This window comes from Pseudomonas sp. BIGb0381, assembly GCF_024809815.1.
Taxonomy (GTDB): domain Bacteria; phylum Pseudomonadota; class Gammaproteobacteria; order Pseudomonadales; family Pseudomonadaceae; genus Aquipseudomonas.
In genome coordinates this window covers 273,091-299,748 of record NZ_JANUEN010000008.1, presented here as the reverse complement: position 1 = coordinate 299,748, position 26,658 = coordinate 273,091, and the positions used below count along the sequence as shown (strand labels likewise).

At 62.5% G+C, this 26,658-nt stretch carries 24 protein-coding genes; 18 read left to right on the top strand and 6 right to left on the bottom strand.

The features are described from left to right. Window positions 1-47: 47 nt before the first annotated feature. Window positions 48-1,562, top strand: coding sequence for a threonine ammonia-lyase, biosynthetic (ilvA, locus tag M2397_RS21785; RefSeq protein ID WP_131697545.1), 1,515 nt, complete (start codon window positions 48-50; stop codon window positions 1,560-1,562). A gap of 41 nt (window positions 1,563-1,603) precedes the next feature. Continuing rightward, on the top strand, window positions 1,604-2,017 hold the full coding sequence (locus M2397_RS21780) for a DUF2269 family protein (RefSeq protein ID WP_131697544.1): 414 nt from the start codon (window positions 1,604-1,606) through the stop codon (window positions 2,015-2,017). A gap of 111 nt (window positions 2,018-2,128) precedes the next feature. Here M2397_RS21780 and M2397_RS21775 read toward each other — a convergent pair whose 3' ends face one another. Next, the gene (locus M2397_RS21775) at window positions 2,129-2,785 is read right to left on the bottom strand and encodes an HAD family phosphatase (protein WP_131697543.1); all 657 of its coding nucleotides are present in this window, start codon (window positions 2,783-2,785) and stop codon (window positions 2,129-2,131) included. 143 nt (window positions 2,786-2,928) lie between these two features. Between M2397_RS21775 and M2397_RS21770 the strand changes: the two genes are divergently transcribed. Both M2397_RS21770 and ptsP read left to right on the top strand, forming a co-directional pair. After that, window positions 2,929-3,408 carry an RNA pyrophosphohydrolase gene (locus tag M2397_RS21770; protein ID WP_053128161.1) on the top strand — a complete coding sequence of 160 codons (480 nt, stop codon included), beginning with the start codon at window positions 2,929-2,931 and terminating at the stop codon, window positions 3,406-3,408. 22 nt (window positions 3,409-3,430) lie between these two features. Then, window positions 3,431-5,710 carry a phosphoenolpyruvate--protein phosphotransferase gene (gene ptsP / locus M2397_RS21765; RefSeq protein WP_092489401.1) on the top strand — a complete coding sequence of 760 codons (2,280 nt, stop codon included), beginning with the start codon at window positions 3,431-3,433 and terminating at the stop codon, window positions 5,708-5,710. A 118-nt stretch (window positions 5,711-5,828) separates the two neighbouring features. Here the strand turns inward: ptsP and M2397_RS21760 are convergent, their stop codons facing one another. After that, entirely contained in the window at window positions 5,829-6,575 is a 747-nt protein-coding gene (locus tag M2397_RS21760; RefSeq protein ID WP_131697542.1) for an NRDE family protein, read from the bottom strand. Window positions 6,576-6,696: 121 nt separating this feature from the next. Here M2397_RS21760 and M2397_RS21755 point away from each other — a divergent pair, with 121 nt between their 5' ends. From M2397_RS21755 to M2397_RS21745, 3 genes are all read left to right on the top strand, one after another. After that, window positions 6,697-7,479 (top strand): sulfite exporter TauE/SafE family protein, encoded by a 783-nt coding sequence (locus M2397_RS21755; RefSeq protein ID WP_131697541.1) that lies wholly within the window; start codon window positions 6,697-6,699, stop codon window positions 7,477-7,479. A 65-nt stretch (window positions 7,480-7,544) separates the two neighbouring features. Further along, entirely contained in the window at window positions 7,545-8,357 is an 813-nt protein-coding gene (gene lgt / locus M2397_RS21750) for a prolipoprotein diacylglyceryl transferase (RefSeq protein ID WP_090401608.1), read from the top strand. Window positions 8,358-8,409: 52 nt separating this feature from the next. Then, entirely contained in the window at window positions 8,410-9,243 is an 834-nt protein-coding gene (locus tag M2397_RS21745; RefSeq protein ID WP_131697540.1) for a thymidylate synthase, read from the top strand. 55 nt (window positions 9,244-9,298) lie between these two features. Here M2397_RS21745 and cadR read toward each other — a convergent pair whose 3' ends face one another. After that, the gene (gene cadR / locus M2397_RS21740) at window positions 9,299-9,739 is read right to left on the bottom strand and encodes a Cd(II)/Pb(II)-responsive transcriptional regulator (protein ID WP_131697539.1); all 441 of its coding nucleotides are present in this window, start codon (window positions 9,737-9,739) and stop codon (window positions 9,299-9,301) included. An 85-nt stretch (window positions 9,740-9,824) separates the two neighbouring features. Here cadR and M2397_RS21735 point away from each other — a divergent pair, with 85 nt between their 5' ends. The 7 genes from M2397_RS21735 (at window position 9,825) to M2397_RS21705 (ending at window position 18,834) form a co-directional block, all read left to right on the top strand. Beyond that, a complete protein-coding gene (locus M2397_RS21735; RefSeq protein WP_259244383.1) occupies window positions 9,825-12,077 on the top strand; it encodes a heavy metal translocating P-type ATPase in 2,253 nt (750 codons plus the stop codon). Between the two features lie 16 nt (window positions 12,078-12,093). Continuing rightward, window positions 12,094-12,957: a LysR family transcriptional regulator gene (locus tag M2397_RS21730; protein ID WP_145336922.1), complete on the top strand. Its 864-nt coding sequence runs from the start codon at window positions 12,094-12,096 to the stop codon at window positions 12,955-12,957. A 246-nt stretch (window positions 12,958-13,203) separates the two neighbouring features. Beyond that, complete coding sequence (locus tag M2397_RS21725) at window positions 13,204-14,268, top strand: putative 2-aminoethylphosphonate ABC transporter ATP-binding protein (RefSeq protein WP_131697536.1); 1,065 nt, start codon at window positions 13,204-13,206, stop codon at window positions 14,266-14,268. A 1-nt stretch (window position 14,269) separates the two neighbouring features. After that, window positions 14,270-15,976: a putative 2-aminoethylphosphonate ABC transporter permease subunit gene (locus M2397_RS21720; RefSeq protein WP_259244381.1), complete on the top strand. Its 1,707-nt coding sequence runs from the start codon at window positions 14,270-14,272 to the stop codon at window positions 15,974-15,976. Window positions 15,977-15,998: 22 nt separating this feature from the next. Then, window positions 15,999-17,021: a putative 2-aminoethylphosphonate ABC transporter substrate-binding protein gene (locus tag M2397_RS21715; RefSeq protein WP_167656829.1), complete on the top strand. Its 1,023-nt coding sequence runs from the start codon at window positions 15,999-16,001 to the stop codon at window positions 17,019-17,021. Window positions 17,022-17,146: 125 nt separating this feature from the next. Continuing rightward, window positions 17,147-18,280, top strand: coding sequence for a TIGR03364 family FAD-dependent oxidoreductase (locus M2397_RS21710; RefSeq protein ID WP_259244380.1), 1,134 nt, complete (start codon window positions 17,147-17,149; stop codon window positions 18,278-18,280). Beyond that, window positions 18,280-18,834, top strand: a complete 555-nt coding sequence (locus M2397_RS21705) for a phosphonate degradation HD-domain oxygenase (protein ID WP_131697532.1) — start codon at window positions 18,280-18,282, stop codon at window positions 18,832-18,834. The genes M2397_RS21710 and M2397_RS21705 overlap by 1 nt, the downstream gene beginning before the upstream one ends. Here M2397_RS21705 and M2397_RS21700 read toward each other — a convergent pair. Together M2397_RS21700 and M2397_RS21695 are read right to left on the bottom strand one after the other, a co-directional pair. Next, the gene (locus tag M2397_RS21700) at window positions 18,831-20,198 is read right to left on the bottom strand and encodes a DUF3482 domain-containing protein (RefSeq protein ID WP_053127935.1); all 1,368 of its coding nucleotides are present in this window, start codon (window positions 20,196-20,198) and stop codon (window positions 18,831-18,833) included. The two genes, M2397_RS21705 and M2397_RS21700, sit on opposite strands and share 4 nt — an antisense overlap. Further along, window positions 20,191-21,570 (bottom strand): DUF2868 domain-containing protein, encoded by a 1,380-nt coding sequence (locus M2397_RS21695; RefSeq protein ID WP_259244379.1) that lies wholly within the window; start codon window positions 21,568-21,570, stop codon window positions 20,191-20,193. Before M2397_RS21695 ends, M2397_RS21700 begins: the two co-directional genes overlap by 8 nt. A gap of 69 nt (window positions 21,571-21,639) precedes the next feature. Here M2397_RS21695 and M2397_RS21690 point away from each other — a divergent pair, with 69 nt between their 5' ends. Further along, window positions 21,640-22,152 (top strand): dihydrofolate reductase, encoded by a 513-nt coding sequence (locus tag M2397_RS21690; RefSeq protein WP_259244378.1) that lies wholly within the window; start codon window positions 21,640-21,642, stop codon window positions 22,150-22,152. Window positions 22,153-22,247: 95 nt separating this feature from the next. On the opposite strand, the gene M2397_RS21685 is transcribed toward M2397_RS21690, so the two are convergent. Next, window positions 22,248-23,639, bottom strand: a complete 1,392-nt coding sequence (locus tag M2397_RS21685; protein ID WP_131697529.1) for an L-cystine transporter — start codon at window positions 23,637-23,639, stop codon at window positions 22,248-22,250. A 242-nt stretch (window positions 23,640-23,881) separates the two neighbouring features. Between M2397_RS21685 and M2397_RS21680 the strand changes: the two genes are divergently transcribed. The 3 genes from M2397_RS21680 to M2397_RS21670 all read left to right on the top strand — a co-directional run bounded on the left by M2397_RS21680 (window position 23,882) and on the right by M2397_RS21670 (window position 26,630). Further along, window positions 23,882-24,940, top strand: coding sequence for a haloacid dehalogenase-like hydrolase (locus M2397_RS21680; protein WP_259244377.1), 1,059 nt, complete (start codon window positions 23,882-23,884; stop codon window positions 24,938-24,940). Between the two features lie 203 nt (window positions 24,941-25,143). Next, a complete protein-coding gene (locus tag M2397_RS21675; RefSeq protein ID WP_167656944.1) occupies window positions 25,144-25,677 on the top strand; it encodes an RNA polymerase sigma factor in 534 nt (177 codons plus the stop codon). Continuing rightward, entirely contained in the window at window positions 25,674-26,630 is a 957-nt protein-coding gene (locus tag M2397_RS21670) for a FecR family protein (protein WP_167656945.1), read from the top strand. Before M2397_RS21675 ends, M2397_RS21670 begins: the two co-directional genes overlap by 4 nt. Window positions 26,631-26,658 lie beyond the last annotated feature (28 nt).

The following is a 26,658-nucleotide window of genomic DNA, read 5'->3' as shown; positions in this document are numbered from 1 at the left end:
GGGTTAGACTCCTTGGCCCTGCCCAACCCGCCCAGTGATTTCCGCCGATGCTTGAACAGTACGTCAAAAAGATCCTCACCTCGCGCGTCTATGACGTTGCCGTAGAAACCCCGCTGCAGACCGCCCGCCAGCTCTCCGAGCGGCTGGGTAACAAGGTCTGGCTCAAGCGTGAAGACTTGCAGCCGGTGTTCTCGTTCAAGATTCGCGGCGCGTATAACAAGCTGACTCAGTTGACCACCGAAGAGCGTGCGCGCGGCGTCGTCACTGCCTCGGCGGGCAACCATGCCCAGGGCCTGGCCCTGGCGGCCAAGGTGCTGGGGGTCAAGGCCACGATCGTGATGCCCAAGACCACCCCGGAGATCAAGGTCGAAGGCGTGCGCTCCCGTGGCGGCAAAGTGGTGCTGCATGGCGACTCCTTCCCGGAGGCCCTGGCCTACTCGCTGAAACTGGTCGACGAAAAAGGCTACGTCTACATTCACCCCTACGATGATCCGCACACCATTGCCGGGCAGGGCACCGTGGCGATGGAAATCCTGCGCCAGCACCCTGGGCCGCTGGATGCGATTTTCGTACCGGTGGGCGGCGGCGGGCTGATCGCCGGCATTGCGGCGTACGTGAAATACCTGCGCCCGGAGATCAAGATCATCGGCGTCGAACCGGATGACTCCAACTGCCTGCAAGCCGCCATGGCCGCCGGCGAGCGTGTGGTGCTGCCCACCGTAGGTATCTTTGCCGATGGCGTGGCGGTGGCGCAGATCGGCCAGCACACCTTCGAGATCTGCAAGCACTATGTGGATGAAGTGATCACTGTGAGCACCGATGAAATCTGTGCGGCGATTAAGGACATTTACGACGACACCCGCTCCATCACCGAGCCGGCCGGCGCGCTCGGCGTGGCAGGCATCAAGAAATACGTGGAAACCCGTGGCATCACCGGGCAAACCCTGGTAGCCATCGACTCCGGCGCCAACGTCAACTTCGACCGCCTGCGCCATGTGGCCGAGCGCGCCGAGCTGGGTGAAGGTCGCGAAGCCATTATCGCCGTGACCATCCCTGAGAAGCCGGGCAGCTTCAAGGCGTTCTGCGAGGCCGTGGGCAAGCGCCAGATCACCGAATTCAACTACCGCTACCACTCCGGCAGCGAAGCGCACATCTTTGTCGGCGTGCAGACCCACCCGGAAAACGACCCCCGCAGTGCGCTGATCGCCAGCCTCACCAGCCAGGGTTTCCCGGTGCTGGACCTGACCGAGAACGAGCTGGCCAAGTTGCACATCCGCCATATGGTGGGCGGGCATGCGGCCCAGGTCAGTGATGAAGTGGTGTTTCGCTTCGAATTCCCGGAGCGTCCGGGGGCCCTGTTCAACTTTCTTAACAAATTGGGCGGGCGCTGGAACATCTCGATGTTCCACTACCGCAACCACGGTGCCGCTGACGGCCGTGTGGTCGCCGGCCTGCAAGTGCCGGCGAACGAGCGCCATCTGGTACCGGCGGCCCTGGAGGCCATTGGCTACCCGTACTGGGATGAGAGTGACAACCCGGCCTACAAACTGTTTCTCGGTTGAGCGACTACGCTGATTGGGGCGGCCTTTAAGGAAGACGACACATGGAAACCCTGACCACCCTCAAAGTTATCCACATAGCGGCCACCGTGGTGCTGCTGCTCAGCGGCCTCGGCCTGGCGCTGTTGGCCTGGCGCAAGCGCAGCGCCGGCCCGGCCGTGACTGTGCAGCGCCCGTGGGCGTTCGTGTGGTTGCTGATGGGCGTTTGCATGGTCAGCATGCCGTTTACCGGCTGGTGGCTGGTGCATCTGGTCGGCTGGCCATTGGGGCAGACCTGGATCCTGGGTTCCAGCATCCTCTATACCGTGGCCGCGTTGGCCTGGTTCTGGCTGGTGGCACGGCTTAACCGGCTTCGTAAGGGCGAGGGCGGCAGCCTGAATTTCACCTTGGTGCTGGCGGTGGTGAGCCTGGTGGGGTTTGTGGCGATTGCGGGGCTCATGGGCGCCAAGCCGGTTTAGGGTTTTAAACCGCGTCGGCTGCATCGGGAGCAAGCCCCCTCCCACACTCGACCGCATTCCAAAGGATGTACTCGGTTAAATGTGGGAGGGGGCTTGCCCCCGATAGGGCCATCAGCTACGCAGCGTAATCACCGGCCAACCACGCTTCTCGGCTTCAGCGCGCAGATTCGGGTCGGGGTCCACCGCCACCGGATGCGTCACCTGCTCCAACAGCGGCAGGTCATTCATCGAGTCGCTATAGAAGTAACTGTCTTCCAGGCTATGCCCGGTTTCTTCCAGCCAACGATTCAAGCGCGTCACCTTGCCCTCGCGAAAGCACGGTACATCGGTGCTGCGTCCGGTGTAGCGGCCGTTTTCCATCTCGCATTCGGTGGCGATCAGGGTTTCCACGCCCAGGCGTGCGGCAATTGGCGCGGTGACGAAACGGTTGGTGGCGGTGATGATCACCAGCTTGTCGCCAGCGGCGCGGTGCTTGGCCAACAGTTCAGCGGCCAGGGGCAGCATGATCGGCTCGATGCAGTCGCGCATATAGTCGTTATGCCATTCGTCCAACTGTGCCATCTCGGTGCGGCCGAGGATTTCCAGGCAGAAGTTCAGGTAGGCGGCGTTGTCCAGCTTGCCGGCCAGGTAGTCCTGGTAGAACTCGTCGTTGCGGGCTTTGTAGGCGACCGCGTCGAGAATCCCCCGTTCGCAGAGGTAATCGCCCCAGGCGTGGTCGCTGTCACCGCCGAGAAGGGTGTTGTCCAAGTCGAATAAAGCCAGGCGCATTGCAGTTACTCGCTGAAAAGTCTGTAAAAAGGCGTCAAGAATACGGTCTTTTCACAAGAGTGCACATAAGGTAAGAAGCCTCGTTGCCGCTGGAACAACCTTTGTGGAACAATGCGGCGACATGCGTTTGCGAGGTTGTTGCCGTGATCGACCCCGATGGTTTCCGTCCTAATGTCGGGATTATTCTTACGAATGATGCCGGACAGGTGCTATGGGCTCGCCGAATCAACCAAGATGCCTGGCAGTTTCCTCAAGGCGGGATCAACCCCGATGAAACCCCTGAAGACGCCTTGTACCGTGAGTTGAATGAAGAAGTAGGCCTTGAGCGCGAAGATGTGCAAATTCTGGCCTGTACCCGGGGCTGGTTGCGCTATCGTTTGCCGCAACGCCTGGTGCGTACCCACAGCCAACCGCTGTGCATCGGCCAGAAGCAGAAATGGTTTCTCCTGCGCCTGATCTCCAACGAGCAGCGGGTGCGGATGGATTTGACCGGTAAACCGGAGTTCGATGGCTGGCGCTGGGTCAGCTATTGGTACCCGTTGGGCCAGGTGGTGACATTCAAGCGCGAGGTTTATCGTCGCGCTCTCAAAGAGCTTGCCCCGCGCCTTTTATCGCGCGACTGACGACGGAGTTCGACCCCGAGCCATGCTCAATACGCTGCGCAAGATCGTCCAGGAAGTTAACTCCGCCAAGGATCTCAAGGCGGCGTTGGGGATTATTGTGTTGCGCGTCAAGGAAGCCATGGGCAGCCAGGTCTGCTCGGTTTACCTGCTGGACCCAGAGACCAACCGTTTTGTGCTGATGGCCACCGAGGGCTTGAACAAGCGCTCCATCGGCAAGGTCAGCATGGCGCCCAATGAAGGTCTGGTGGGCTTGGTAGGGACGCGTGAAGAACCCCTGAACCTCGAAAACGCGGCCGATCACCCGCGTTATCGCTACTTTGCCGAAACCGGCGAAGAGCGTTACGCCTCGTTCCTCGGCGCACCGATCATTCACCACCGCCGCGTCGTCGGCGTGTTGGTCATCCAGCAAAAAGAGCGTCGCCAGTTCGACGAAGGTGAAGAAGCCTTCCTCGTGACCATGAGCGCGCAGCTCGCCGGGGTTATTGCCCACGCCGAAGCCACTGGCTCGATTCGCGGCCTGGGGGGCCAGGGCAAGGGTATCCAGGAAGCCAAGTTCGTCGGCGTGCCGGGTTCGCCGGGTGCGGCGGTCGGTACTGCTGTGGTCATGTTGCCGCCGGCCGACCTCGATGTGGTGCCGGACAAGCACGTCGACGACATCGACGCTGAAATCAAACTGTTCAAGACGGCCCTGGAAGGCGTGCGCGCCGACATGCGCAACCTGTCGACCAAGCTGGCTACCCAGTTGCGCCCTGAAGAGCGCGCGCTGTTCGATGTGTACCAGATGATGCTCGACGACGCGTCCCTCGGGAACGAAGTCAAGACCGTGATCAAGACCGGCCAGTGGGCCCAGGGTGCGCTGCGCCAGGTGGTCACTGATCACGTCAACCGTTTCGAATTGATGGACGACGCCTACCTGCGCGAGCGGGCCTCGGATGTGCGTGACCTCGGTCGCCGTCTGCTGGCCTACCTGCAGGAAGACCGCACTACCAACCTGGTCTACCCTGACAACACCATCCTGATCAGTGAAGAACTGACCGCCACCATGCTCGGCGAAGTGCCCGAAGGCAAATTGGTGGGCCTGGTCTCGGTCCTGGGGTCGGGTAACTCCCACGTCGCGATTCTGGCCCGGGCCATGGGCATTCCGACGGTGATGGGCCTGGTCGACCTGCCGTATTCCAAGGTCGATGGCATCGACATGATCGTCGATGGGCATCGCGGCGAGGTGTTTACCAACCCCAGCGAAGTCCTGCGCAAGCAATACGCTGAGGTGGTGGAAGAAGAGAAGCAACTGGCGCTCGGGCTCGATTCGTTACGCGAATTGCCGTGCGTGACCCTCGACGGCCACCGCGTACCGCTGCTGGTCAACACCGGCCTGCTGGCCGATGTGGCCCGCGCGCAACAGCGCGGCGCCGAAGGGGTGGGGCTGTACCGCACCGAAGTGCCGTTCATGATCAACCAGCGTTTCCCGAGTGAGAAGGAGCAGCTGGCGATTTATCGCGAGCAACTGTCCGCCTTCCACCCGTTGCCGGTGACCATGCGCAGCCTGGACATCGGCGGCGACAAGTCACTGTCATATTTCCCGATCAAGGAAGACAACCCCTTCCTCGGCTGGCGCGGTATTCGCGTCACCCTCGACCACCCTGAAATCTTCCTGGTGCAGACCCGTGCCATGCTCAAGGCCAGCGAAGGCCTGAACAACCTGCGTATCCTGCTGCCGATGATCTCCGGCACCCACGAGCTGGAAGAAGCCTTGCACCTGATCCACCGCGCCTGGGGCGAAGTGCGCGACGAAGGCGCCGACGTGCCGATGCCGCCGATTGGCGTGATGATCGAAATCCCGGCGGCGGTGTACCAGGCCAAGGAGCTGGCGCGGCAGGTGGACTTCCTGTCGGTGGGCTCCAACGACCTGACCCAGTACCTGCTGGCCGTGGACCGTAACAACCCACGGGTGGCCGACCTCTACGACTACCTGCACCCGGCGGTGCTGCAAGCCCTGCAACACGTGGTGCGCGACGCCCATGCCGAAGGCAAGCCGGTGAGCATCTGCGGTGAGATGGCCGGCGACCCGGCGGCGGCGGTGCTGTTGATGGCGATGGGCTTTGACAGCCTGTCGATGAACGCCACCAACCTGCCGAAGGTGAAGTGGATGCTGCGCCAGGTTGAGCTGAGCATGGCCAAGGATCTGCTGGCGGAGTTGATGACCATCGACAACCCGCAGGTTATCCACAGCTCGCTGCAATTGGCGCTGAAGAACCTGGGGCTGACGCGGATGATCAATCCGGCTTCCGCCAAAACCTTGTAGGAGCGAGGGTGACGCCTGGTTCTTGCTCGCGAAGAACGTCAACGATAACGCGGGGTGCCTGATTCCCCGCGGCGTTCTCAGGTTTTTCGCGAGCAAGAACTAGGCGTCCCCCTCGCTCCTACAGGTTGATGTCTACCTCGCCCAACCGCCCACCATGCGGTCCAAAGCTTCGCTCCACCATCCGCCGCGTGCCATCGGCATTCACAATCAACGCCGTGCTCGCCCGTGTCCCATAACTCGGGCTGGCGATAAACACACTCGACAGCAGGCTCTCGGTCGCCAACCCCACGCCGGTATCCGGCAGCTCGGCAAACGGTGCAATCTGCGGATCGCTCAGAATCTCCAGTAGCGCTTCGGGCTGGGGATCGTTCAGCAACTCACTCAGCGCGGCTTTGGCCTTAAGCAGTTTCGGCCAAGGTGTATCCAGCCCTGCATTGGATAACCCATACACGCCCGCTTTCAACTGCGTCGGCTCGGTGTGATTGGCGTTGTAATGCCACAACGCTTCCCGCGTCCCCACCAGCAGGTTAAATCCGGCATATTCAATCGAACGGCCGTTAACGTCGGCCAAATATTCGTCAATCGGTAGCGAACCACTGAGAAACCGCGCCACCAGTTCACCGCGGGACTTGCGTGCAGGCGGCTGGTGAGGATCACGGATGTTGGTCAGGGCGGCAAACCGCCCATCGGCATTAACTCCCAGCCAGGTGCCGCCGGCTTCCTGGTCGCGGCCGGCGTAGACTTCGGGCGCATCCGGCCACTGGGCCAGCGGCAGGCTGGGGCGGGCGTAGAACTCATCACGGTTGGCCGCGACGATCAGTGGCTGGGCATGGCCCGGCCGCCAGGCAAAAACAATCAGGCACATCAGGCGATTCCCTTTTGTGTTTTTAGCCACTCTACCCACACAGGCAGCAGCGTTCCATCGTATCCAGTTGGGTCGCATGCCTTCCATCCGTTAACATGCCGGACTTGGTTTGGGGGCTCCCATGGAATTTCTGCTGTATTTGCTGCTGGGCGCGTGTGCGGGTGTGCTCGCCGGGCTGTTTGGCGTGGGCGGCGGGATCATCATTGTGCCGGTGCTGGTGTTCAGCTTCACCTTGCAGGGCTTCGACCCGCAGGTGCTGACCCACCTGGCCGTGGGCACGTCCCTGGCAACAATCATCTTTACCTCGGTCAATGCCGTGCGTGAGCACCACCGACGTGGCGCGGTGCGTTGGCCGATCTTTGTATGGATGACCGTGGGTATCCTGCTCGGCGCCGGTTTTGGTGCGCTGACCGCCGAAGCGATTTCCGGCCCCAACTTGCAGAAGATCATCGGCGTATTCGCCCTGATCATCGCCGTGCAACTGGCCCTGGAGGTCAAACCCAAGGCCAGCCGCACGGTGCCGGGCAAGCTTGGCCTGACCCTGGCCGGTACCGTGATCGGCTGGGCTTCGGCGATTTTCGGCATCGGCGGCGGCTCGCTGACCGTGCCGTTTCTGACCTGGCGCAGCGTGCCGATGCAACAGGCGGTGGCCACCTCGTCCGCCTGTGGCCTGCCGATTGCCCTGGCCGGTGCATTAAGTTTCATGATTCTGGGCTGGCATGACCCGCTGTTGCCCGCTCATAGTCTAGGGTTCGTGTATTTGCCGGCGCTGCTGGGCATTGCCCTGACCAGCATGGTGTTTGCCCGTTTCGGCGCACGCCTGGCGCACCGGTTGTCGCCGCGCTTGCTCAAGCGGTTGTTCGCCGGCTTGCTGTTTTGTGTCGGTTTGAATTTTTTGCTGTAACGCAGGCTTAATCGCGCCCGGGCATGGTCCGGTCGCCATAACGAATGATTTAACGAGGAGTCGCAATGCTGCCTTACCCGCAGATCGACCCGGTGGCCCTGGCCATCGGTCCGCTGAAAATCCACTGGTACGGGTTGATGTACCTGATCGGCATCGGCGGTGCATGGCTGCTGGCCTCCCGGCGCCTGAACCGTTTCGACCCGACCTGGACCAAGGAGAAGCTCTCCGACATGGTGTTCTGGTTGTCGATGGGCGTTATTGTCGGCGGGCGACTGGGGTATGTGCTGTTTTACGATCTCTCTGCCTACATCGCCAACCCGACGCTGATCTTTGAAGTGTGGAAAGGCGGCATGGCATTCCACGGTGGCTTTATCGGCGTGATGATCGCCGCCTGGTGGTTCGGCCGTCGTAACGGCAAGTCGTTCTTCCAACTTATGGACTTCGTCGCGCCCCTGGTGCCGATCGGCCTGGGGGCCGGGCGCATCGGTAACTTCATCAACGCCGAGTTGTGGGGCAAGCCGACCGACGTGCCGTGGGCCATGGTGTTCCCGCCGTTCAGCGACCCGGCGCAACTGCCTCGCCATCCGTCGCAGCTCTACCAGTTCGCGTTGGAAGGGGTGGCACTGTTCCTTATCCTGTACCTCTTCTCGCGCAAACCGCGCCCGACCATGGCCGTTTCCGGCATGTTTGCGCTGTTCTACGGGATCTTCCGTTTCATCGTCGAATTCGTGCGCGTGCCGGATGCCCAACTGGGCTACCTGGCGTGGGGCTGGCTGACCATGGGGCAAGTGCTCAGCATTCCGATGATCCTGGTCGGCCTGGGCTTGCTGTGGTGGGCGTACAACCGCCCGCAACCGCTGAAGAACACCGCGCTTTAAATTCGAATGCCGGGGCCTGCGAGGTCCCGGCTTCAACGATACAGGTAATGACATGAAGCAATATCTCGAACTACTGAACGACGTCGTGACCAATGGATTGACCAAGGGCGATCGCACCGGCACCGGCACCAAGGCCGTGTTCGCCCGTCAGTATCGGCATAACTTGGCCGACGGCTTCCCACTGCTGACCACCAAGAAGCTTCACTTCAAAAGCATCGCCAATGAACTGATCTGGATGTTGAGCGGCAACACCAACATCAAGTGGTTGAATGAAAACGGCGTGAAAATCTGGGACGAATGGGCCACCGAAGAAGGTGACCTGGGCCCGGTGTACGGCGAACAGTGGACCGCCTGGCCGACCAAGGATGGCGGCACGATCAACCAGATCGACTACATGGTGCACACGCTCAAGACCAACCCCAACAGCCGTCGCATCCTGTTCCACGGCTGGAACGTCGAATACCTGCCGGACGAAACCAGGAGCCCGCAGGAAAACGCGCGCAACGGCAAGCAAGCCCTGCCACCGTGCCACCTGCTGTACCAGGCGTTCGTGCATGACGGCCATCTGTCGATGCAGTTGTACATCCGCAGTTCCGACGTGTTCCTCGGCCTGCCGTACAACACCGCCGCCCTGGCGCTGCTGACCCACATGTTGGCCCAGCAATGCGACTTGATCCCCCACGAGATCATCGTCACCACCGGCGACACCCACGCCTACAGCAACCACATGGAACAGATCCAGACCCAGTTGGCGCGCACGCCGAAAAAGCTGCCGGAATTGGTGATCAAGCGTAAGCCTGCGTCGATCTACGATTACAAGTTCGAAGACTTTGAAATCGTGGGCTATGACGCTGATCCAAGCATCAAGGCCGATGTCGCCATCTAGAGTCTGACGGTGTCCAGTGTGGAAGGGGACAAGCCCCCTCCCACATTTGGCCTGTTTAATGCCCGTGGCTTCTGCCCACATGTGAAGGCTCGGCCTCGCTGGCGGCAACACCTCCGCTGACCTCCAGCTGCTGCAAAATCCCACAGTGGTCCCCGCCGCCACAGCGTTGACGCAGGTCCAGCAACTGCTCCTGCAACGCCAACAGCCCGTCAATCCGCGCTTTCACATGGTGGATATGCTCATCTATCAAGGCATTCACGTTTTCACACTGGTCCTGAGGGCTGTCCCTTAAGCCGAGCAAACTGCGGATTTCTTCCAGGGTCATGTCGAGGCTGCGGCAGTTGCGTATGAAGATCAGCCGCTCGGTGTGCGCCTGGGTATACACGCGGTAGTTGGCCTCGGTGCGTGCCGGGGGTGGCAGCAGGCCTTCTTTCTCGTAATAACGGATGGTTTCCACCGGGCAGTCGGTCAGTTTGGCCAGTTCGCCGATCTTCATCGCAGCAATCTCCAAATGGGTGCTTGACCCTATAGTGGCTACAGGGTCTTTACTTGGCAACAGGCACCTTTACGGACGCGACAGAATGAGCGAATCCCTCCATACCCCGCACAAACATGACCACGAACATGATCATGGCCCGAAGAAACTCACGCCTGTGCATGACCACGGTCATGGCGGTTCGTGCTGTTCCGGCACGCCCGCGCCTGCACTGGTGCAGTTGAGCGAGGCGCCCACCGCCGGTTCGCGCCTGAGCACCTTCCGCATCGAAGCCATGGACTGCCCCACCGAGCAGACGCTGATCCAGAACAAACTGGGCAAGCTGGCCGGTGTGCAGCAGCTGGAATTCAACCTGATCAACCGCATCCTCGGCGTCACCCATGATCTGCCGAGCACCGCGCCGATCATCGATGCGATCAAGTCCCTGGGGATGCAGGCCGACCCGATCGTGGAGGGCACCCCGGCCGCCGAGCCGCCCGCCAAGAAGCATTGGTGGCCGCTGGCGTTGTCCGGTGTGGGGGCGTTGGGCGCAGAAATACTGCATTTCACCAACGCCGCGCCGACCTGGGTCATCGCCATCGTGGCACTGGTGTCGATCCTCAGCGGTGGCCTCACCACCTACAAGAAGGGCTGGATTGCCCTGAAAAACCTCAACCTGAACATCAACGCGCTGATGAGCATCGCGGTCACCGGCGCGATCCTGATTGGCCAGTGGCCGGAAGCGGCGATGGTGATGTTCCTGTTCACCGTGGCCGAGTTGATCGAAGCCAAGTCCCTGGACCGTGCGCGCAATGCCATCAGTGGCTTGATGCAGATGACCCCGGAACAGGCCACGGTTCAGCAGGCTGATGGCCGCTGGGTTGAAACGGAGGTCAAAAGCATTGAACTGGGCGCAATCGTGCGGGTAAAACCTGGCGAGCGTATCGGCCTGGACGGTGAAGTCACCGCCGGCCAATCCACCATCGACCAGGCGCCGATCACCGGTGAAAGCCTGCCGATTGAAAAGACCGTGGGCGATAAAGTCTTCGCCGGCACCATCAACCAGGCCGGTTCCCTGGAGTACAAGGTCACGGCGGCCGCTAACAACTCCACCCTGGCCCGCATCATCCATGCGGTGGAACAGGCTCAGGGCGCACGGGCACCGACCCAGCGTTTTGTCGATAGCTTCTCGAAAATCTACACCCCGGCCGTGTTCCTGTTCGCCCTGGGCGTGGCCGTAATCCCACCGCTGTTCATGGCTGGCGCCTGGTTCGACTGGATCTACCGCGCCTTAGTGCTGCTGGTGGTGGCGTGCCCTTGCGCGTTGGTGATTTCCACCCCGGTGACCATCGTCAGCGGCCTGGCGGCTGCGGCGCGCAAAGGCATCCTGATCAAGGGCGGCGTGTACCTGGAGGGCGGATACAAGCTGGACTACCTGGCGCTGGACAAGACCGGCACCATTACCCACGGCAAGCCGGTGCAAACCGACTACCTGGCGCTGTTCCCCCATGTCGAAGACAGCGCCCCGGCCCTGGCTGCCAGTTTGGCCGGGCGTTCCGACCACCCGGTGTCCCTGGCAATCGCCAACGCGGCTGTGGATAAAAACCTGCCGGTGCACGTTGTGGATAACTTCGAAGCCCTTGCCGGTCGCGGCGTGCGCGGCGATATCAATGGCCAGACCTACCACTTGGGCAACCACCGCCTCGTGGAAGACCTGGGCTTATGCTCGCCGGAGCTGGAGGAAAAACTGTTTGCCCTGGAGAAACAAGGCAAGTCCGTGGTGCTGTTGCTCGACACGTCCGGCCCGCTGGCCCTGTTCGCGGTGGCCGACACGGTCAAGGACAGCAGCCGCGAAGCCATCCAGCAATTGCATGAGCTGGGCATCAAGACCCTGATGCTCACCGGCGACAACACCCACACCGCCCAGGCGATTGCCGCTCAGGTCGGCATCGACCAGGCTCAGGGCGACCTGTTGCCCACCGACAAACTGCACGCCATCGAAACCCTCTACGGCCAAGGCTACCGGGTTGGCATGGTCGGCGACGGCATCAACGACGCCCCGGCCCTGGCGCGCGCCGAGATTGGCTTTGCGATGGCTGCAGCAGGTACCGACACCGCTATCGAGACCGCCGACGTCGCCTTGATGGACGATGATTTGCGCAAGATTCCGGCATTCATTCGTTTGTCGCGGCAAACGTCGAGTATCCTCAAGCAGAACATCACCCTGGCGCTGGTGATCAAGGCGATCTTCCTGGTGGTCACGTTCCTGGGCATGGCTACCATGTGGATGGCGGTGTTCGCCGACATGGGCGTGGCCCTGCTGGTGGTGTTCAATGGCCTGCGCCTGTTGCGCAAATAGAGGATGAGAGGGTGGTGTGCTGAGTGCCGAGCTGAAGGCGTTTTTTATGGTTGCCCGCCTGGGCAGCATCACCCAGGCGGCGAAAAAACTCGGCCTGAGCCAGCCCACGGTCACCACCCAGATTCGCAACCTGGAAAGCCAGTACGGCGTTGAGCTGTTCTACCGTGGCGGGCGCCGCCTCACCGTCAGCGACGAGGGTGCGCGCCTGCTGCCGATGGTCAAGACGTTGCTACAGCAGGAAGCGGACATCGAGTTTTTCCTGCGTAACAGCGGCCAGGTCCAGGGGGCGCTGAGAATCGCCGCGACGGCGCCGTACTACATCCTCGACTTGGTCAAAGCCTTTCGCGAACGCCTGCCGCACGTGGAAGTGTCGGTGGAAATCGGCAACTCCCAGCAGGTGCTCGAAGCACTGGACGATTACCGCGTCGATGTCGCCGCGTCCTCGCAGTTGCTCGAAGACCCGCGCCTGATCCGCCGCGTATTGGGCACCGATCCCCTGGTGTTGGCGGTGCACCGCAATCACCCACTGGCCAAGCTCGACCATGTACCGCTCAGTGCGTTGGCCGGGCATACGTTGTTGATGCGTGAAGCGGGCTCAACCACGCGACGGCTTACGGAAGAGATGCTGCAAGGTGCGGGCGTGAGCTACGGGCCACTGCTGGAAATCGGCAGCCGTGAATCGATCCGCGAAGCGGTGCTGCGCAATATCGGCATCAGCATCATCGCCCGCCAGGAAGTGCCCCATGACCCACAATTGCGGGTGCTGACCATCGAGAATGCGCCGCAGATTCCGGAGTACCTGTACTGCCTCAAGGAAAGAAAAGGCGCTCGCCTGCCGGCGGCGTTTTTGGGGTTGGCGCAGGAAATGTCGCCGATCTAAAGCCTTGTAGTGGCTTTGGGGACCAATCGGGAGCAAGCCCCCTCCCACAGGTGACCGCATTTCCATGTTGGAACTCGGTCAAATGTGGGAGGGGGCTTGCCCCCGATGGCGATGTACCCAGCAACTCAGCTCTTAGAGTCCTACACAAATCTGCGAATACCACTATCGCCGCGTTTTGCCTTTCTGCCACAAGAGGGACGCATTGCCTGCCTAGCATGGCCTTCATCAGTTTGATGAGGTGCCACCATGAACACAGCCCTGACCCAACCCGGCGCGCCGATGAACGTGCGCGGTATCCAGAAACGCTTCGGCGCTTTTACTGCGTTGGACAATGTGTCCCTGGACGTAGCTGCCGGCGAGCTGGTGTGCCTGCTGGGCCCTTCCGGCTGCGGCAAGACCACGTTGCTGCGCTGCATCGCCGGCCTGGAACGCCAGGACAGCGGCGAACTTTACCTGGGTGATCGCGATGTTTCCCGGCTGCCGCCCCAGGCTCGGGACTACGGCATTTTGTTCCAGTCCTACGCGCTGTTTCCCAATCTCACCGTCGAAGCGAACATCGGCTACGGCCTCACCGGCAGCGGTCGCGATGAAGTGCGCCAGCGTGTCGGCCAGATGCTGGAGCTGGTCGGCCTTTTGGGCAGTGAAAAGAAATACCCCGGCCAACTCTCCGGCGGTCAGCAGCAGCGCGTCGCCCTGGCCCGTGCGCTGGCGCCGGCCCCGTCGTTGCTGTTGCTGGATGAGCCGATGTCGGCCCTCGATGCCCGCGTGCGCGAACATCTGTGCACCGAGCTGCGCCAGCTGCAACGGCGCCTCGGGATTACCACCCTGATGGTCACCCACAACCAGGACGAAGCCATGTTGATGGCCGACCGCATTGCCGTGATGAACAACGGCAAGGTCGAGCAATACGCTACGCCCCAGGAAATCTACGACCGCCCGGCCACGCCGTTTGTGGCGGAGTTTGTCGGCCAGGGCAATTGGCTGCCGTTCAGCCGCAACAGTGCCAGCCATGCCCAGGTCGGCGGGATGAACATGCGCCTGGCCGAGGATGCCGGCGGGGCCAAGTCCGGCCGGCTGTTCTGCCGCCCGGAAGCCATCAGCGTCAACCCGCCGGTGCATGAAGAAAACCTGTTCCCGGCCAAGGTCCGCGAGATCACCTTCCTCGGCAACCGCTGCCGCATGAGCTTTGAGCTGGAGCAACTGCCCGGCCATCCGCTGCTTGCCGAGCTGGCCCCGGAAGCCATGCCGCGCCTGGGCGCCCAGGACATCTGGGTCGCCTTGCCGCCGCGCAGCCTGCAGGTGTTTGCCTGACATGGCCGCTGTCATGACGCTGCCGCGCCAGGTGTCCCGCGCCGAAACCGGCGACCGTATTTTCGTGGTCGGCGGCAAACTGCTCTGGCTGTTGCTGCTGGGCATCGCCGTATTGCTGCCACTGTTGGCGATCTTCTGGCGTGGCTTCAGCAGTGAAGCCGGGCAGGGCGGTGGCCTGGTCGCCGCGCGGGCGTTGGTCTCCAGCGCCAACTTCCACTGGCTGTTGGGCAATAGCCTGAAAGTCTCCCTCAGCGTGGCGGCCATTGTCGTACCGCTGGCCTACCTGTTTGCCTACGCTCTGCAACGCACGTTGATTCCCGGCAAGGCCATCTGGCGAGGCCTGTCGCTGCTGCCGCTGATGGCACCGTCGATGCTGCCGGGCATTGCGCTGGTCTATCTGTTCGGTAACCAGGGCCTGTTGCGCGGGCTGCTCTCGGACAACATCTACGGCTTCTGGGGCATTGTGCTCGGTGAAGTGATCTACACCTTCCCCCATGCCCTGATGATTTTGCTCTCGGCGCTGTCCCTGGCCGATGCGCGTCTGTTCGACGCGGCCTCGAGCATGGGCGCCAGCCCTGCGCGGGCGTTCCGCAGCATCACCTGGCCGGCCACGCGCCAGGCGGTGTTTGCGGCGTTTTGCCTGGTGTTCACCCTGACCATCACGGATTTCGGCGTGCCCGTGGTGGTCGGTGGGGATTATCAAGTGCTGGCGCTGGAAGCCTACAAGGCGGTGGTCGGTCAGCAACAGTTTGGTCGGGGGGCGTTGATCGGCATGGTGTTGCTGCTGCCGGCGCTGTTCAGCTTTGGCGTCGACGCCTGGTTGCGCCGTCGCCAAGGTGACGGCATGAGTGGCCGCGCCCAAGTCTTCCAGCCGGTGCCGTCGCGTTTACGGGATGGCTGCTACCTGCTCATCGTGTTGTTGATCTGTGCCGTGTTGCTGCTGGTGTTCGGTATGGCGGTGTACTCCTCGTTGGTGAAGTTCTGGCCGTACAACCTGTCGCTGTCGCTCAGCCACTACCAGTTCGAAGACACGGCCGGCGGCGGTTGGCTGGCCTATCGCAACAGCTTGACCCTGGCGTTGTGCACGGCGTTGATCGGCAGCGTATTGATCTTCACCGGCGCCTACCTGATGGAAAAGACCAAGGGCCAGAAGGGCCTGAACCTGGCGCTGCGCATGCTCAGCTTTGTGCCGATGGCCGTGCCGGGGTTGGTGCTGGGCCTGGGCTACGTGTTCTTTTTCAACCTGAGCGGCAACCCGCTGCATGTGTTCTACGGCACCATGACCCTGCTGGTGGTGTGCACCATTGCTCACTACCTGACCACCGCACAGATGACCGCCACCACCGCGCTGCGCCAGCTGGACGCCGAATTCGAAGCGGCCGCGCTGTCGCTCAAGGCGCCGCTGTATCGCCATTACTTAACCGTCACGGTACCGATCTGCCTGCCGGCGCTGCTGGACATCGTGCGCTACCTGTTTGTGTCGGCGATGACCACCGTCTCCGCCGCGATCTTCCTCTACAGCCCCGACACCATCCTCGCCGCCGTCGCCGTGTTGAACATGGACGACGCCGGCAATGTGGGCGGCGCGGCGGCCATGTCGACCCTGATCCTGTTCACCTCGGCCGGCGTTTCGCTGCTGCTGGCGTGGGCTTCACGTGGCGCGCTGCGCCGCTCCCAAGCCTGGCGCCAGACCGCGCCCGGCCAATAAACATCCCTGAAGGAGGTGCTCCATGTTCAAGCCCCTGGCGCTGGTCGCTGCCGTACTCACTGCATTCAGCCTGAATGCTTTCGCCAAGACCGAGTTGACCGTGTACACGGCCCTTGAAGCCGAGCAGTTGAAGACCTACAAAAAAGCCTTCGAACAGGCCAACCCCGACGTCGAGATCAAATGGGTGCGCGACTCCACCGGCATCATTACCGCCAAGTTGCTGGCCGAAAAAGACCGCCCGCAAGCCGACGTGGTCTGGGGCCTGGCCGCGTCGAGCCTGGCGATCCTCGATCAGCAAGGCATGCTGGACAACTACGCCCCTAAGGACCTGGACAAGATCGGCAAGCATTACCGTGACGCCGCCAACCCACCGGCCTGGGTCGGCATGGATGTGTGGGCCGCGACCATTTGCTTCAATACGGTCGAAGCCGAGAAACAGGGCCTGACCAAGCCGGTGAGCTGGCAAGACCTGACCAAGCCCGAGTACAAGGGCAAGATCGTAATGCCCAACCCGGCATCGTCCGGCACCGGCTTCCTGGATGTGAGCGCCTGGCTGCAAACCTTCGGCGAGAAGCAGGGCTGGCAGTACATGGACGACTTGCACCAGAACATCGGCCAATACGTACATTCGGGCTCCAAGCCCTGCAAGCTGGCGGCTTCCGGTGAGTTCCCGATCGGTATTTCCTTTGAGTATCCGGCCGTGCAGCTGAAGCGCCAGGGCGCACCGCTGGACATCATCCTGCCGAAGGAAGGCCTGGGCTGGGACATCGAAGCCACCGCCGTGATCAAGGGCACCGCCCATGCGGACGCCGCCAGAAAGCTCGCCGACTTTTCCGCCAGTACAGCGGCGATGGACCTGTACAAGGACAATTTCGCCGTGCTCGCCCAGCCGGGGATCGCCAAGCCGCAGACCGAATTGCCGGCCGACTACGAGCAGCGTTTGATCAAGAACGACTTTGCCTGGGCGTCGAAGAATCGCGACAGCATTTTGACCGAGTGGCGTAAGCGCTATGACGGCAAGTCGGAGAAGGTGGCGGGGCAGTAAGGTTTTCGTTAGGGCTACTGGCCTCATCGGGAGCAAGCCCCCTCCCACAGTTGACTGCATTCACAAATCGAAATGTGGGAGGGGGCTTGCCCCCGATAGCGGTCTTGAAAACAGGACATCACTAAATGACACACCACAGCGACCTGCTGATCATCGGCGCCGGCATCCTCGGCCTGTCCCACGCCTACGCCGCCGCCAGGCGCGGGCTCAAGGTCAAGGTGTTCGAGCGCAGCGCCACGCCCCTGGGCGCCTCGGTGCGCAACTTCGGCCAGGCCCTGGTGACCGGGCAGCCGCCGGGGCCGATGCTCGACCTGGCGCGGGAAAGCCGCGATATCTGGGGCCACTGGGCACAAACCGCCGGCCTGCAGCTCAAGCGCAACGGCTCGTACCTGTTCGCCCGCACCGAAGCCGAAGAGCATCTGCTGGAAGCCTTCTGCGCCGGCCGCGCGCGTGAACACGGCTACAACGTCGACCTGTTGCAAGGCCCGGCGTTGAAAGATCTGTATGGCGGCCAGTTCCGCCATCACCGCGCCGCGCTGCATGGCAGGGACGACCAGCAACTGTACTCGCGCGAGGCGATACCGGCGTTGATCCACTACCTGAGCCAGCAACTGGGTGTGGAATTTTACTTCTCCACCCTGGTGCGTGACGTGGAGCCGGGCCAGGTGCACACCACGGCGGGCAGTTTTCGTGGCGAGCAGGTCATCGTCTGTTCCGGCCACGATTATCAAACTCTGTTGGCCGAGGCCATCGCGGGACTCAACCCGCAGATCTGCCGCCTGCAAATGCTGCGCGTCCGGCCTGCGCTCAATCTCAACCTGCAACACGCGTTGCTCACCGGCCTAAGTTGCGTGCATTACGGCGCCTTTGCCGACCTGCCTGAAGCCGCGCCGGTACAGGCGCAGATCCTGCGCGATGCGCCCCACCTGCATGCACACGGGATTCACCTGCTGATCAGCCCGACGCCCCATGGCGAACTGATCATCGGCGACTCCCACGACTACGGCAGCGATGCCTCGCCGTTCAATGCTGAGCAGGTGGATGACTGGATGATCGAGTTGGCCGAGCAGACCTTGGGTTGCAAGATCCAGGTGATGGAACGCTGGCAGGGCGTCTACGGGGCCAGGGGCCCGGCGCCGTTTTCATTTGTGCAGGCCGCACCTGGCGTGAGCGCTGCCTTGATGCACACCGGCGTGGGCATGAGCGTGGGGCCGGCGATGGCCGAGCGCAATATCACAATCCTGTGGGGGCAAGCGTGATGAACCCGGAACAGGCGATTGCCGCAGTCTTCGCTTTGTACGAGCAGCACGGCACGGCGGATTACATCGGCGAGCCGGTGTCGCAGATCGAGCACATGTCCCAGGCCGCGCAGTTGGCCATGGCCGAGGGTTTCGATGATGAGGTGGTATTGGCGGCGTTCTTCCACGATATCGGCCATCTCTGTGGCCAGGATGGCGAGAACATGGGCGGTTACGGCGTGGTCAGCCATGAACGGTTGGGCGCCGACTATTTGCGTCGCGCAGGCTTCAGTGAGCGCCTGGCCAGGCTGGTGGAGTACCACGTCCAGGCCAAGCGCTACCTGACGTTCAGCCAGCCGGACTACTACGCACGCTTGAGCGAGGCCAGCCGCCGCACCCTGGGTTACCAGGGCGGTGTGATGACGGCCGAGGAGGCCCGCGCCTTTGAGCAAGACCCGCTGTGTCAGGTCAGCCTGCGCATGCGCCACTGGGACGAACAGGCCAAGCAAATGCACGTGCCGGTGCTCGACCTGCAAGTGCTCAAGGCCAAGGCCCGGCAGCTGCTGGCGGCTTAAGTCTCGTCGAGGCGCTGGGCGAGGGCTTCGACCTGTTCCTGGCGCTCGGCCTGGCTCAGTTTGGCGTGGGGGTTGAGGGACGACCACTGCGGGTGGGCGCGGGCCTTGTGCAACGCGTCCGGCAATTTGCCTTCGCGCCAGGTCTTGTCCTGGGGCGTATCGACCTTGATGCTGTGCATCGCCGCATGGCCGCGCAGGTTCAGGGCCTTGAGCAACTGACGCTGGCGCAGGGCGAGCAGGCGCAGCACGCTGTCGTCCACGGTCAGCTCGCGTTGGCCTTTGATCTTGCCCAGCAGGCGGCTGCCGTAGCTGCGTGCGGTCTGCAACGCGCCACCGGCGATGGCGCCCGCCAGGGCTGCGGCGCCGAGGGTCAGCCCGCCAACCAGCAGGTCCACTCCGGCCCCGGCCGCCGCGCCCGCCGCGATACCACCACCCACGCGCACGCCGAGTTGCTTGAGGGTTTCCGGGTTGAACAGGTCATCACCCCAGCGGCCGTCGAGCAACGGCAGGTCGCTGGCGGCGGCATCCTGCGGGCGGAAGCCGAACAGCTTGAGCAGGGCCTCCACGCATTTTTGCTCGCGCTGACGCACCGCCTTGCGCAAATCGCTGATGGCTTGTTGCTCATCTTCAGTCACCACGCTGCGTCGGCACGCGGCGCAGTCGATCAGCAATTCGGCAATCAACCGCGCGGCGCTCTGTTGACGGGCCTGGCGTTGGGCATCCTGGTCGAGGATCAAGCGCTGCAACTGCGGCCGTGCGTTTTCCAGCAGCAGGGCGAGACTTTCATACAGGCGGCGCTCGCCGTCTTCCGGCGGCGCGACACTGTCGAAACGCACCAGCGCATGCAGGCCGAGGCGCGCCAAGGCTTCACGCCAGTCCGGCTCGCGGTGGTCGCTGCTGCTGACGAAGTTGAGCACCGGCAGCAACGGTTTGCCGCAACTGGCCAGCACTTGCAGTTCATCACGGTACTTGGCCAGCACCGGTTCGCGAGCGTCGATCACATACAGGCCGGCGTCCGATGCCAGCAGTTGGCGCAGCACCTTGGCTTCCTGCTCGAAACGCTGGCGGGCTTCGCTGCCTTCCAGGAACCGCGCCAGGCGGGCCGGGCCGTCCAGGCGTTCGCCGGGGCGATCCAGGCGTTCCAGGTAATCGAGCAGAGCGATGGCGTCTTCCAGGCCGGGCGTGTCGTACAGCTCCAGCAAGGCTTCGCCGTCGACCGACAAGCGCGCGCCTTCGACATGCCGAGTGGTGCTGGGGCGATGGGAGACTTCACCGAAACCGACGTCACGGGTGAGGGTGCGCAGTAACGAGGTTTTGCCGACGTTGGTGTGGCCGACCACGGCGAGTTTCAGTGGTTTAGTCATGACCGGTCTCCAGCCAGTTCAACGGCGCGCAGTCGGCGAACGGCAGCTCCAGTTGTTGCAGCGCGCTGTGCCAGTCGCCCAGGCGCTCGGCATCCAGCGCCTGGCCTGGCGGGGCTTGCAGCAGCCATACACGGGTGGCGGCGGCGCTGCGTGCAAGTTCGGCGACCAGCGCCAGGCTGCCACGGTCGGGCGAGCGGCGCGGGTCGCAGGCGATGGCCAGGCGTGCGGGTGGGAAGCGACTGAGTTGCTCCAGGAGCTTGTTGCGCGATTCGCGGCTGTCGAGGATGCCGGCGTTCTTCACATTGGCCGGCAGCTTGGGCGGCCAGGGGTGCTGATCGTCCAGTTCGATGGCGACCAGTAAGGCACCGTCGCTGTCCAACTCACTGACGCCTCCGGTGACGTGGTGCAGTTGTTCCGGCGCGGCATCGTTGACACCAAGGCGCTCGCTGCTGGGCATCAGGCGTTCGCGCAGTGGGCTGTAGCCGGGCAGGTTGAGGTCCAGGCGCAAGGCGGCGCGCCCGCGTTTCCAGCGCCACAGGCACAGCAGGGCGAGGATCAACCTTGGCAGCAGGCCGTAGACCAGCAATACGCCGACCAACCAGGCGGCCCACGCCTGGCGGGCGCTTTCGATGTTGAGGGCGGAATCGCCGCTGGCGCGGATCATCTCGACGGTCGGCACATTGAAGCCCAGCAGGGCGGGCAGGGTGCCGAGGGCCTGGGTCACGGCGACGAAGGTGTCGGCCCCGAGGATAGTGGTTTCCCACACAAAGCCGTAACGGCGGGTGGCGAGCAGCGTCAGCAGAATCACCAGCGCGCTGAGCAGCGCCAGCAACCAGAGGCTGTTGACCAGCACACCGACCGCCCAGCGATTGAGTTTCTGCCGTTGCAGCAACAGCAGCAACGCCGGGGCCAACTGAGCGGCCTTGGCATCGCGCGCAAGTTTTTCACTCAACCACAACCACAGGCGCCCGAGGCTGGCGCTGTGCTCGCCGGCAAACAGCAGGCCCAACGCCCAGCTCAACAGCAGGATCAGGTTCAAGCCGAGCAGGCTGCCCAGGGCCCAGAACACATTCACCGGGGTCAAGCCGTTGCCCAGCCCAGCAAAGGCTAGGCCCGCGCCGCTGATGACGGCCACCACCGCCAGCAGCACCAGGGCCAGGCGTGCGCCTTGCAGCCAGCGCGTGAGGGCGGCGGTCAACCCATCGCGCTCGGCCAGGTGCAGGGCGCGTTGTTGAATGCGCGTCGGCAGGTCGCCGCCCGCCGTGCGGGCGAGGCGATTGGCTTCCTGGTCTTCCAGGGGGCCGGCGTGTTCTTCACGCAGGCGTACGGTTTCCGTCAGCCAGAGTTTTTGCAGGGGGTTCAGTGCTGTCACGCGCCATCCTGTTGTGTTCGTGAGCCTGGAGCATAACTGCTGACTCGCACCTCTGGTATTCTCGTCGCCATGAAAAAAACTCTCCCTTTAAGCCTGATCGCAGCCCTCGGTGAAAACCGCGTGATCGGCGTCGACAACAGCATGCCCTGGCATTTGCCGGGGGATTTCAAATATTTCAAGGCCACCACGCTCGGCAAGCCGATCATCATGGGGCGCAAGACCTGGGACTCCCTGGGCCGACCGCTGCCGGGGCGCTTGAACATTGTGGTCAGCCGTCAGACCGACCTGGTGCTGGAAGGTGCGGAAGTTTTTCCGTCACTTGATGCCGCCGTGGCGCGGGCCGAAGCCTGGGCGCTGGAGCAGGGCGCGGATGAGCTGATGCTGATCGGCGGTGCGCAGTTGTATGCGCAGGGGCTCGAACAGGCGGATCGCCTGTACCTGACGCGCGTGGCGCTGAGTCCGGAGGGGGATGCGTGGTTTCCGGCGTTTGATGCGAGCCAGTGGAAGTTGGTTTCCAATCTGCCGAACCCCGCCGAAGGTGATAAGCCGGCTTACAACTTCGAAGTCTGGGAAAAAGCCTAAAAGCATCGGGGGCAAGCCCCCTCCCACACTCGACCGCATTCTCATGTTGGAACTCGATCAACTGTGGGAGGGGGCTTGCCCCCGATGGCGGCCTATCAGGCCTGCGCTAATTCCGCATGCTCATCCGCATCCAACAACGCTTTATCCGTCTGCCCCATGATCTGGCTGGTAATTGCCCCCGCCGTCATCGAACCATTCACGTTCAGCGCCGTACGGCCCATGTCGATCAGTGGCTCCACGGAAATCAGCAGCGCCACCAGTGACACCGGCAAGCCCATGGCCGGTAGCACGATCAACGCGGCAAAGGTCGCGCCGCCGCCCACGCCCGCCACACCGGCCGAACTCAGGGTCACAATCGCTACCAGGGTCGCGATCCACAGCGGGTCCAGCGGGTTGATGCCCACGGTCGGCGCTACCATCACCGCCAACATGGCAGGGTAGAGACCCGCGCAACCGTTCTGGCCGATGGTCGCGCCAAATGAGGCGGCGAAGCCGGCGATGGATTGCGGGATGCCCAGGCGGCGGGTCTGCGCCTCAATGCTCAGCGGGATGGCCGCCGCGCTGGAGCGGCTGGTGAAGGCAAAGGTCAGCACCGGCCAGACTTTGCGGAAGAAGCGCAGTGGGTTGATCCCGGCCAGGGACAGCAACAGGCCGTGCACCACAAACATCAGGCCCAGGGCCAGGTACGACACCACGACAAAACTGCCGAGCTTGATGATGTCCTGCAGGTTGGAACCGGCGACCACCTTGGTCATCAGCGCCAGTACACCGTAAGGGGTCAGCTTCATCACCAGGCGCACCAGACGCATCACCCAGGCTTGCAGGGTGTCGATGGCGTTGAGGACTTTCTGGCCTTTTTCCACGTCATCCTTGAGCAGTTGCAGTGCGGCAACCCCGAGGAATGCCGCGAAAATCACCACGCTGATGATCGACGTCGGCTTGGCCCGGGCGAGGTCGGCGAACGGGTTGGCCGGCACGAACGAGAGCAGCAACTGCGGGATATTCAGGTCGGCAACCTTGCCGGCGTAATCGCTCTGGATCACTTGCAGGCGCGCCAGTTCCTGGGTGCCGGCCACCAGGCCTTCGGCGGTGAGGCCGAACAGGTTGGTCAGGCCGATACCGATCAGCGCTGCAATCGCGGTGGTGAACAGCAGTGTGCCGATGGTCAGGAAGCTGATCTTGCCCAGGGACGAGGCGTTATGCAGGCGCGCCACGGCGCTGAGGATCGAGGCGAATACCAGCGGTATCACGATCATTTGCAGCAGTTGCACGTAACCGTTGCCGACCAGGTCGAACCAGCCAATGGAGGCCTTGAGCACGGGGTTGCCGTCGCCGTAAATGGCGTGCAAGGCCGTACCGAACGCTACGCCGAGGACCAGGGCGAACAGAACCTTCTTGGCGAGGCTCCAATTTGTGCGACGGGTTTGTGCCAGGCCCAGCAACAGGGCCACGAACACCAGTAAGTTGAGAATCAGGGGCAGATTCATTGAAGCTCCGTTGAGAAAGCAGCCAATCGCGTGAGCCTGCGATTGCGAACCGGAAATGCTAACAGCTTGAAATATATTGATTTAATACCGATATGGAATGGTGCCTGTCGTTTTCGGAATAAGGCGTTGACGCTCTGACGTATGCCCGTGACGGAATTGGGACGCACACCGTCGTGCTCGCGTTGGGAACTGTCACAGGGATTTGTTAGCGTCCATGTCTTTCACTCAGGGAGACAACGCCTATGAAGCTCGCGCCGAAATTACTAGCCACTGCATTCTGCCTCGGACTCGCCAGCCAGGCGTTCGCCGCCACCGAGTTGAAACACTGGCCGGCACCCGCCGCCAAACAACTGAACGAGATGATCGCCGCCAACGCCAACAAGGGTAACTTCGCGGTGTTCGACATGGACAACACCAGCTACCGCTACGACCTCGAAGAGTCCCTGCTGCCCTACATGGAAAACAAGGGCCTGATCACCCGCGACAGCCTCGATCCGTCGCTCAAGCTTATGCCGTTCAAAGACACCGCCGACCATAAGGAAAGTCTGTTCAGCTACTACTATCGCCTCTGCGAAGTCGACGACATGGTCTGCTACCCGTGGGTTGCGCAGGTGTTTTCCGGCTTCACCCTCAAGGAACTCAAGGTCCAGGTGGATGAGTTGATGGCCTCCGGCAAACCGGTGCCGGTCAGCTATTTCGAAGGCGACGTGGTGAAGCAGTCCGAGGTACAGCCGCCGAAGGTCTTCACCGGCCAGGCCGAGCTGTACAACAAGCTGATGGAAAATGGCATCGAGGTGTACGTAATGACCGCCGCATCGGAAGAGCTGGTGCGTATGGTCGCCGCCGATCCGAAGTACGGCTACAACGTCAAACCCGAGAATGTCATCGGCGTGACGACCTTGCTCAAGGACCGCAAGACCGGCGAACTGACCACCGCACGCAAACAGATCGCCGCCGGCAAATACGACGAAAAAGCCAACCTCGGCCTGGAGCTGACCCCCTACCTGTGGACCCCGGCGACCTGGATGGCCGGCAAGCACGCGGCAATCCTGACCTACATCGACGAATGGAAAAAACCGGTGATCGTCGGCGGCGATACGCCGACCAGTGACGGTTACATGCTGTTCCACGATGTGGACGTGGCCAAGGGCGGCATCCACCTGTGGATCAACCGCAAGGACAAATACATGGCCCAACTCAACGGCATGATGGCCAAGCATGCGGCGGCGCAAGCCAAGGAAGGGTTGCCGGTAACGGCGGACAAGAACTGGGTGATCGTCAAGCCTGACGAGATTCAGTAACACCGAGTCGCCTGCATCGCAGGCAAGCCAGCTCCCACATTCGAAGGTGTGCACACATCAAAATGTGGGAGGGGGCTTGCCGCCGATGGCGGCTTCAAGAACACCATAAAACCCAGGCAAAAATAGATATCAATTGCGAGTCAATCTCATCCTCTGCTAGCGTGCGCACTTCTTGAACCCGACGTTCTTCTCAAGGTAGTGCTGTGTCCTCCTGGAATTCGCAGATTGCGCGCCTGTTCGCGGAGCAGAAGAAAGCCCTCGAAGCCTTCGTCACTCGCCGCACCGGCAGCGCCCAGGTGGCCGCCGACCTGACTCAGGAGTCGTTCCTGCGCCTGGCTCGCATGGATTGCGGCGAAAAGATCGATAACCTCCCAGCCTTCCTCTTCACCATCGCCAGCAACCTGGTGCGCGATCATCAGCGCCAGGCCATCCGCCGTGAGCGCCTGGACGCCGGCGAGCCCAGCGAAGAGCTGCCGTGCAGCAACCCAGGTGCCGACGAGCAATTGGCCGCCTACCAACAGGAACAACTGATGCAGGACGCGATCCTGGCGTTGCCTGAAGCGACTCGGCAGATCTTCCTGCTCTATCATGTTGACGAACTTTCCTACCGCGAGATTGGCGAACGCCTGTCGATCACGGCCCGCAGTGTGGAATACCAACTGCGCCGCGCCTTGATTGAATGCCGCGCCTACATCAAGACGCGGCTTGCCTGCGATGAACAAGGACGTCGGTCATGACCGCCACCCCCACTGCCGACGTGTTGTTCGACGAAGCGTCCGGCTGGTATTTCCGCCTGCAGGCCGAGGACGTGACGGCGGCCGACATGGACGCCTTTGCCGCCTGGCTGGGGCAAGGCCCGGCCCAGGATGACGCCTGGCAGGAAGTGCAGGCGATGCTCGGCGGCCTGCGCGAACCGGCGCGGGTGATTCGCCGCGCCGAACAGGCCGCCTGGCACAAACCGGCGCGAGCCTGGCAGCGTTGGGCGTGTGCTGCGGCGGTGTTGCTGGCCGTGGGGCTTACCGTCCAGAACACGCCATGGCTCGACCGCCTGCGCGCGGACTACGCCACCGGCACCGGCGAGTCGCGCAGCATCGAGCTGGCCGACGGCTCGCATCTGCAACTCAACACCGACAGCGCGGTGCAGATTCGTTTGAGCGGGGGCGAACGGCAAATCCGTTTGCTGCGTGGCGAAGGCTTTTTCGACGTCACTAAGGATCCGGCACGGCCGTTCGTGGTGCAGTCGGGCGACGGCTGGGTGAGGGTGGTCGGGACGCAGTTCAGCGTTGCGCGGCGCGATGCGCAAACACGCGTGCAGGTGGCGCAGGGCATGGTGCAGGTCAGTGCCGGCAGCGGTGAGCCGGTATACCTGGAGCCAGGTCGGGCCGTTGAATATCAAGGCCAACGCCTGGCCGAGGTCCATGCTTTCGACCCGGCCAGTGGCTTTGCCTGGCGCCAACGGCAACTGGTGTTTCGCCAGCAACCGCTGTCGGAAGTGGTCAGCGAGTTGAATCGCTATTGGCCCGGCAAGACCCTGGTGCTAGGTGATGCGCTGCGCAACCGCGTGGTGTCGGGTGTGTTTGAAATCGACAAACCCGACGCCGTGATCAAAGCGCTGGAGTACACCCTCAATCTGCACGCCGAGCACTACACCCCGTATTTACTGGTGTTGCGCGAAGGTAAGGCATCGTAATCGCAACTTTTTGAAAAAAATTTCAGGG

What these genes read in the sequence shown, in the direction of transcription:
- M2397_RS21715 (WP_167656829.1), top strand. Translation starts at nt 15,999, where the DNA reads ATGTTCAAGCCCCTGGCGCTGGTCGCTGCCGTACTCACTGCATTCAGC.
- ptsP (WP_092489401.1), top strand. Translation starts at nt 3,431, where the DNA reads ATGCTCAATACGCTGCGCAAGATCGTCCAGGAAGTTAACTCCGCCAAG.
- M2397_RS21780 (WP_131697544.1), top strand. Translation starts at nt 1,604, where the DNA reads ATGGAAACCCTGACCACCCTCAAAGTTATCCACATAGCGGCCACCGTG.
- M2397_RS21725 (WP_131697536.1), top strand. Translation starts at nt 13,204, where the DNA reads ATGAACACAGCCCTGACCCAACCCGGCGCGCCGATGAACGTGCGCGGT.
- lgt (WP_090401608.1), top strand. Translation starts at nt 7,545, where the DNA reads ATGCTGCCTTACCCGCAGATCGACCCGGTGGCCCTGGCCATCGGTCCG.
- M2397_RS21710 (WP_259244380.1), top strand. Translation starts at nt 17,147, where the DNA reads ATGACACACCACAGCGACCTGCTGATCATCGGCGCCGGCATCCTCGGC.
- M2397_RS21670 (WP_167656945.1), top strand. Translation starts at nt 25,674, where the DNA reads ATGACCGCCACCCCCACTGCCGACGTGTTGTTCGACGAAGCGTCCGGC.
- M2397_RS21720 (WP_259244381.1), top strand. Translation starts at nt 14,270, where the DNA reads ATGGCCGCTGTCATGACGCTGCCGCGCCAGGTGTCCCGCGCCGAAACC.
- ilvA (WP_131697545.1), top strand. Translation starts at nt 48, where the DNA reads ATGCTTGAACAGTACGTCAAAAAGATCCTCACCTCGCGCGTCTATGAC.
- cadR (WP_131697539.1), bottom strand. Translation starts at nt 9,739, where the DNA reads ATGAAGATCGGCGAACTGGCCAAACTGACCGACTGCCCGGTGGAAACC.
- M2397_RS21735 (WP_259244383.1), top strand. Translation starts at nt 9,825, where the DNA reads ATGAGCGAATCCCTCCATACCCCGCACAAACATGACCACGAACATGAT.
- M2397_RS21680 (WP_259244377.1), top strand. Translation starts at nt 23,882, where the DNA reads ATGAAGCTCGCGCCGAAATTACTAGCCACTGCATTCTGCCTCGGACTC.
- M2397_RS21745 (WP_131697540.1), top strand. Translation starts at nt 8,410, where the DNA reads ATGAAGCAATATCTCGAACTACTGAACGACGTCGTGACCAATGGATTG.
- M2397_RS21700 (WP_053127935.1), bottom strand. Translation starts at nt 20,198, where the DNA reads ATGACTAAACCACTGAAACTCGCCGTGGTCGGCCACACCAACGTCGGC.
- M2397_RS21705 (WP_131697532.1), top strand. Translation starts at nt 18,280, where the DNA reads ATGAACCCGGAACAGGCGATTGCCGCAGTCTTCGCTTTGTACGAGCAG.
- M2397_RS21685 (WP_131697529.1), bottom strand. Translation starts at nt 23,639, where the DNA reads ATGAATCTGCCCCTGATTCTCAACTTACTGGTGTTCGTGGCCCTGTTG.
- M2397_RS21690 (WP_259244378.1), top strand. Translation starts at nt 21,640, where the DNA reads ATGAAAAAAACTCTCCCTTTAAGCCTGATCGCAGCCCTCGGTGAAAAC.
- M2397_RS21760 (WP_131697542.1), bottom strand. Translation starts at nt 6,575, where the DNA reads ATGTGCCTGATTGTTTTTGCCTGGCGGCCGGGCCATGCCCAGCCACTG.
- M2397_RS21755 (WP_131697541.1), top strand. Translation starts at nt 6,697, where the DNA reads ATGGAATTTCTGCTGTATTTGCTGCTGGGCGCGTGTGCGGGTGTGCTC.
- M2397_RS21775 (WP_131697543.1), bottom strand. Translation starts at nt 2,785, where the DNA reads ATGCGCCTGGCTTTATTCGACTTGGACAACACCCTTCTCGGCGGTGAC.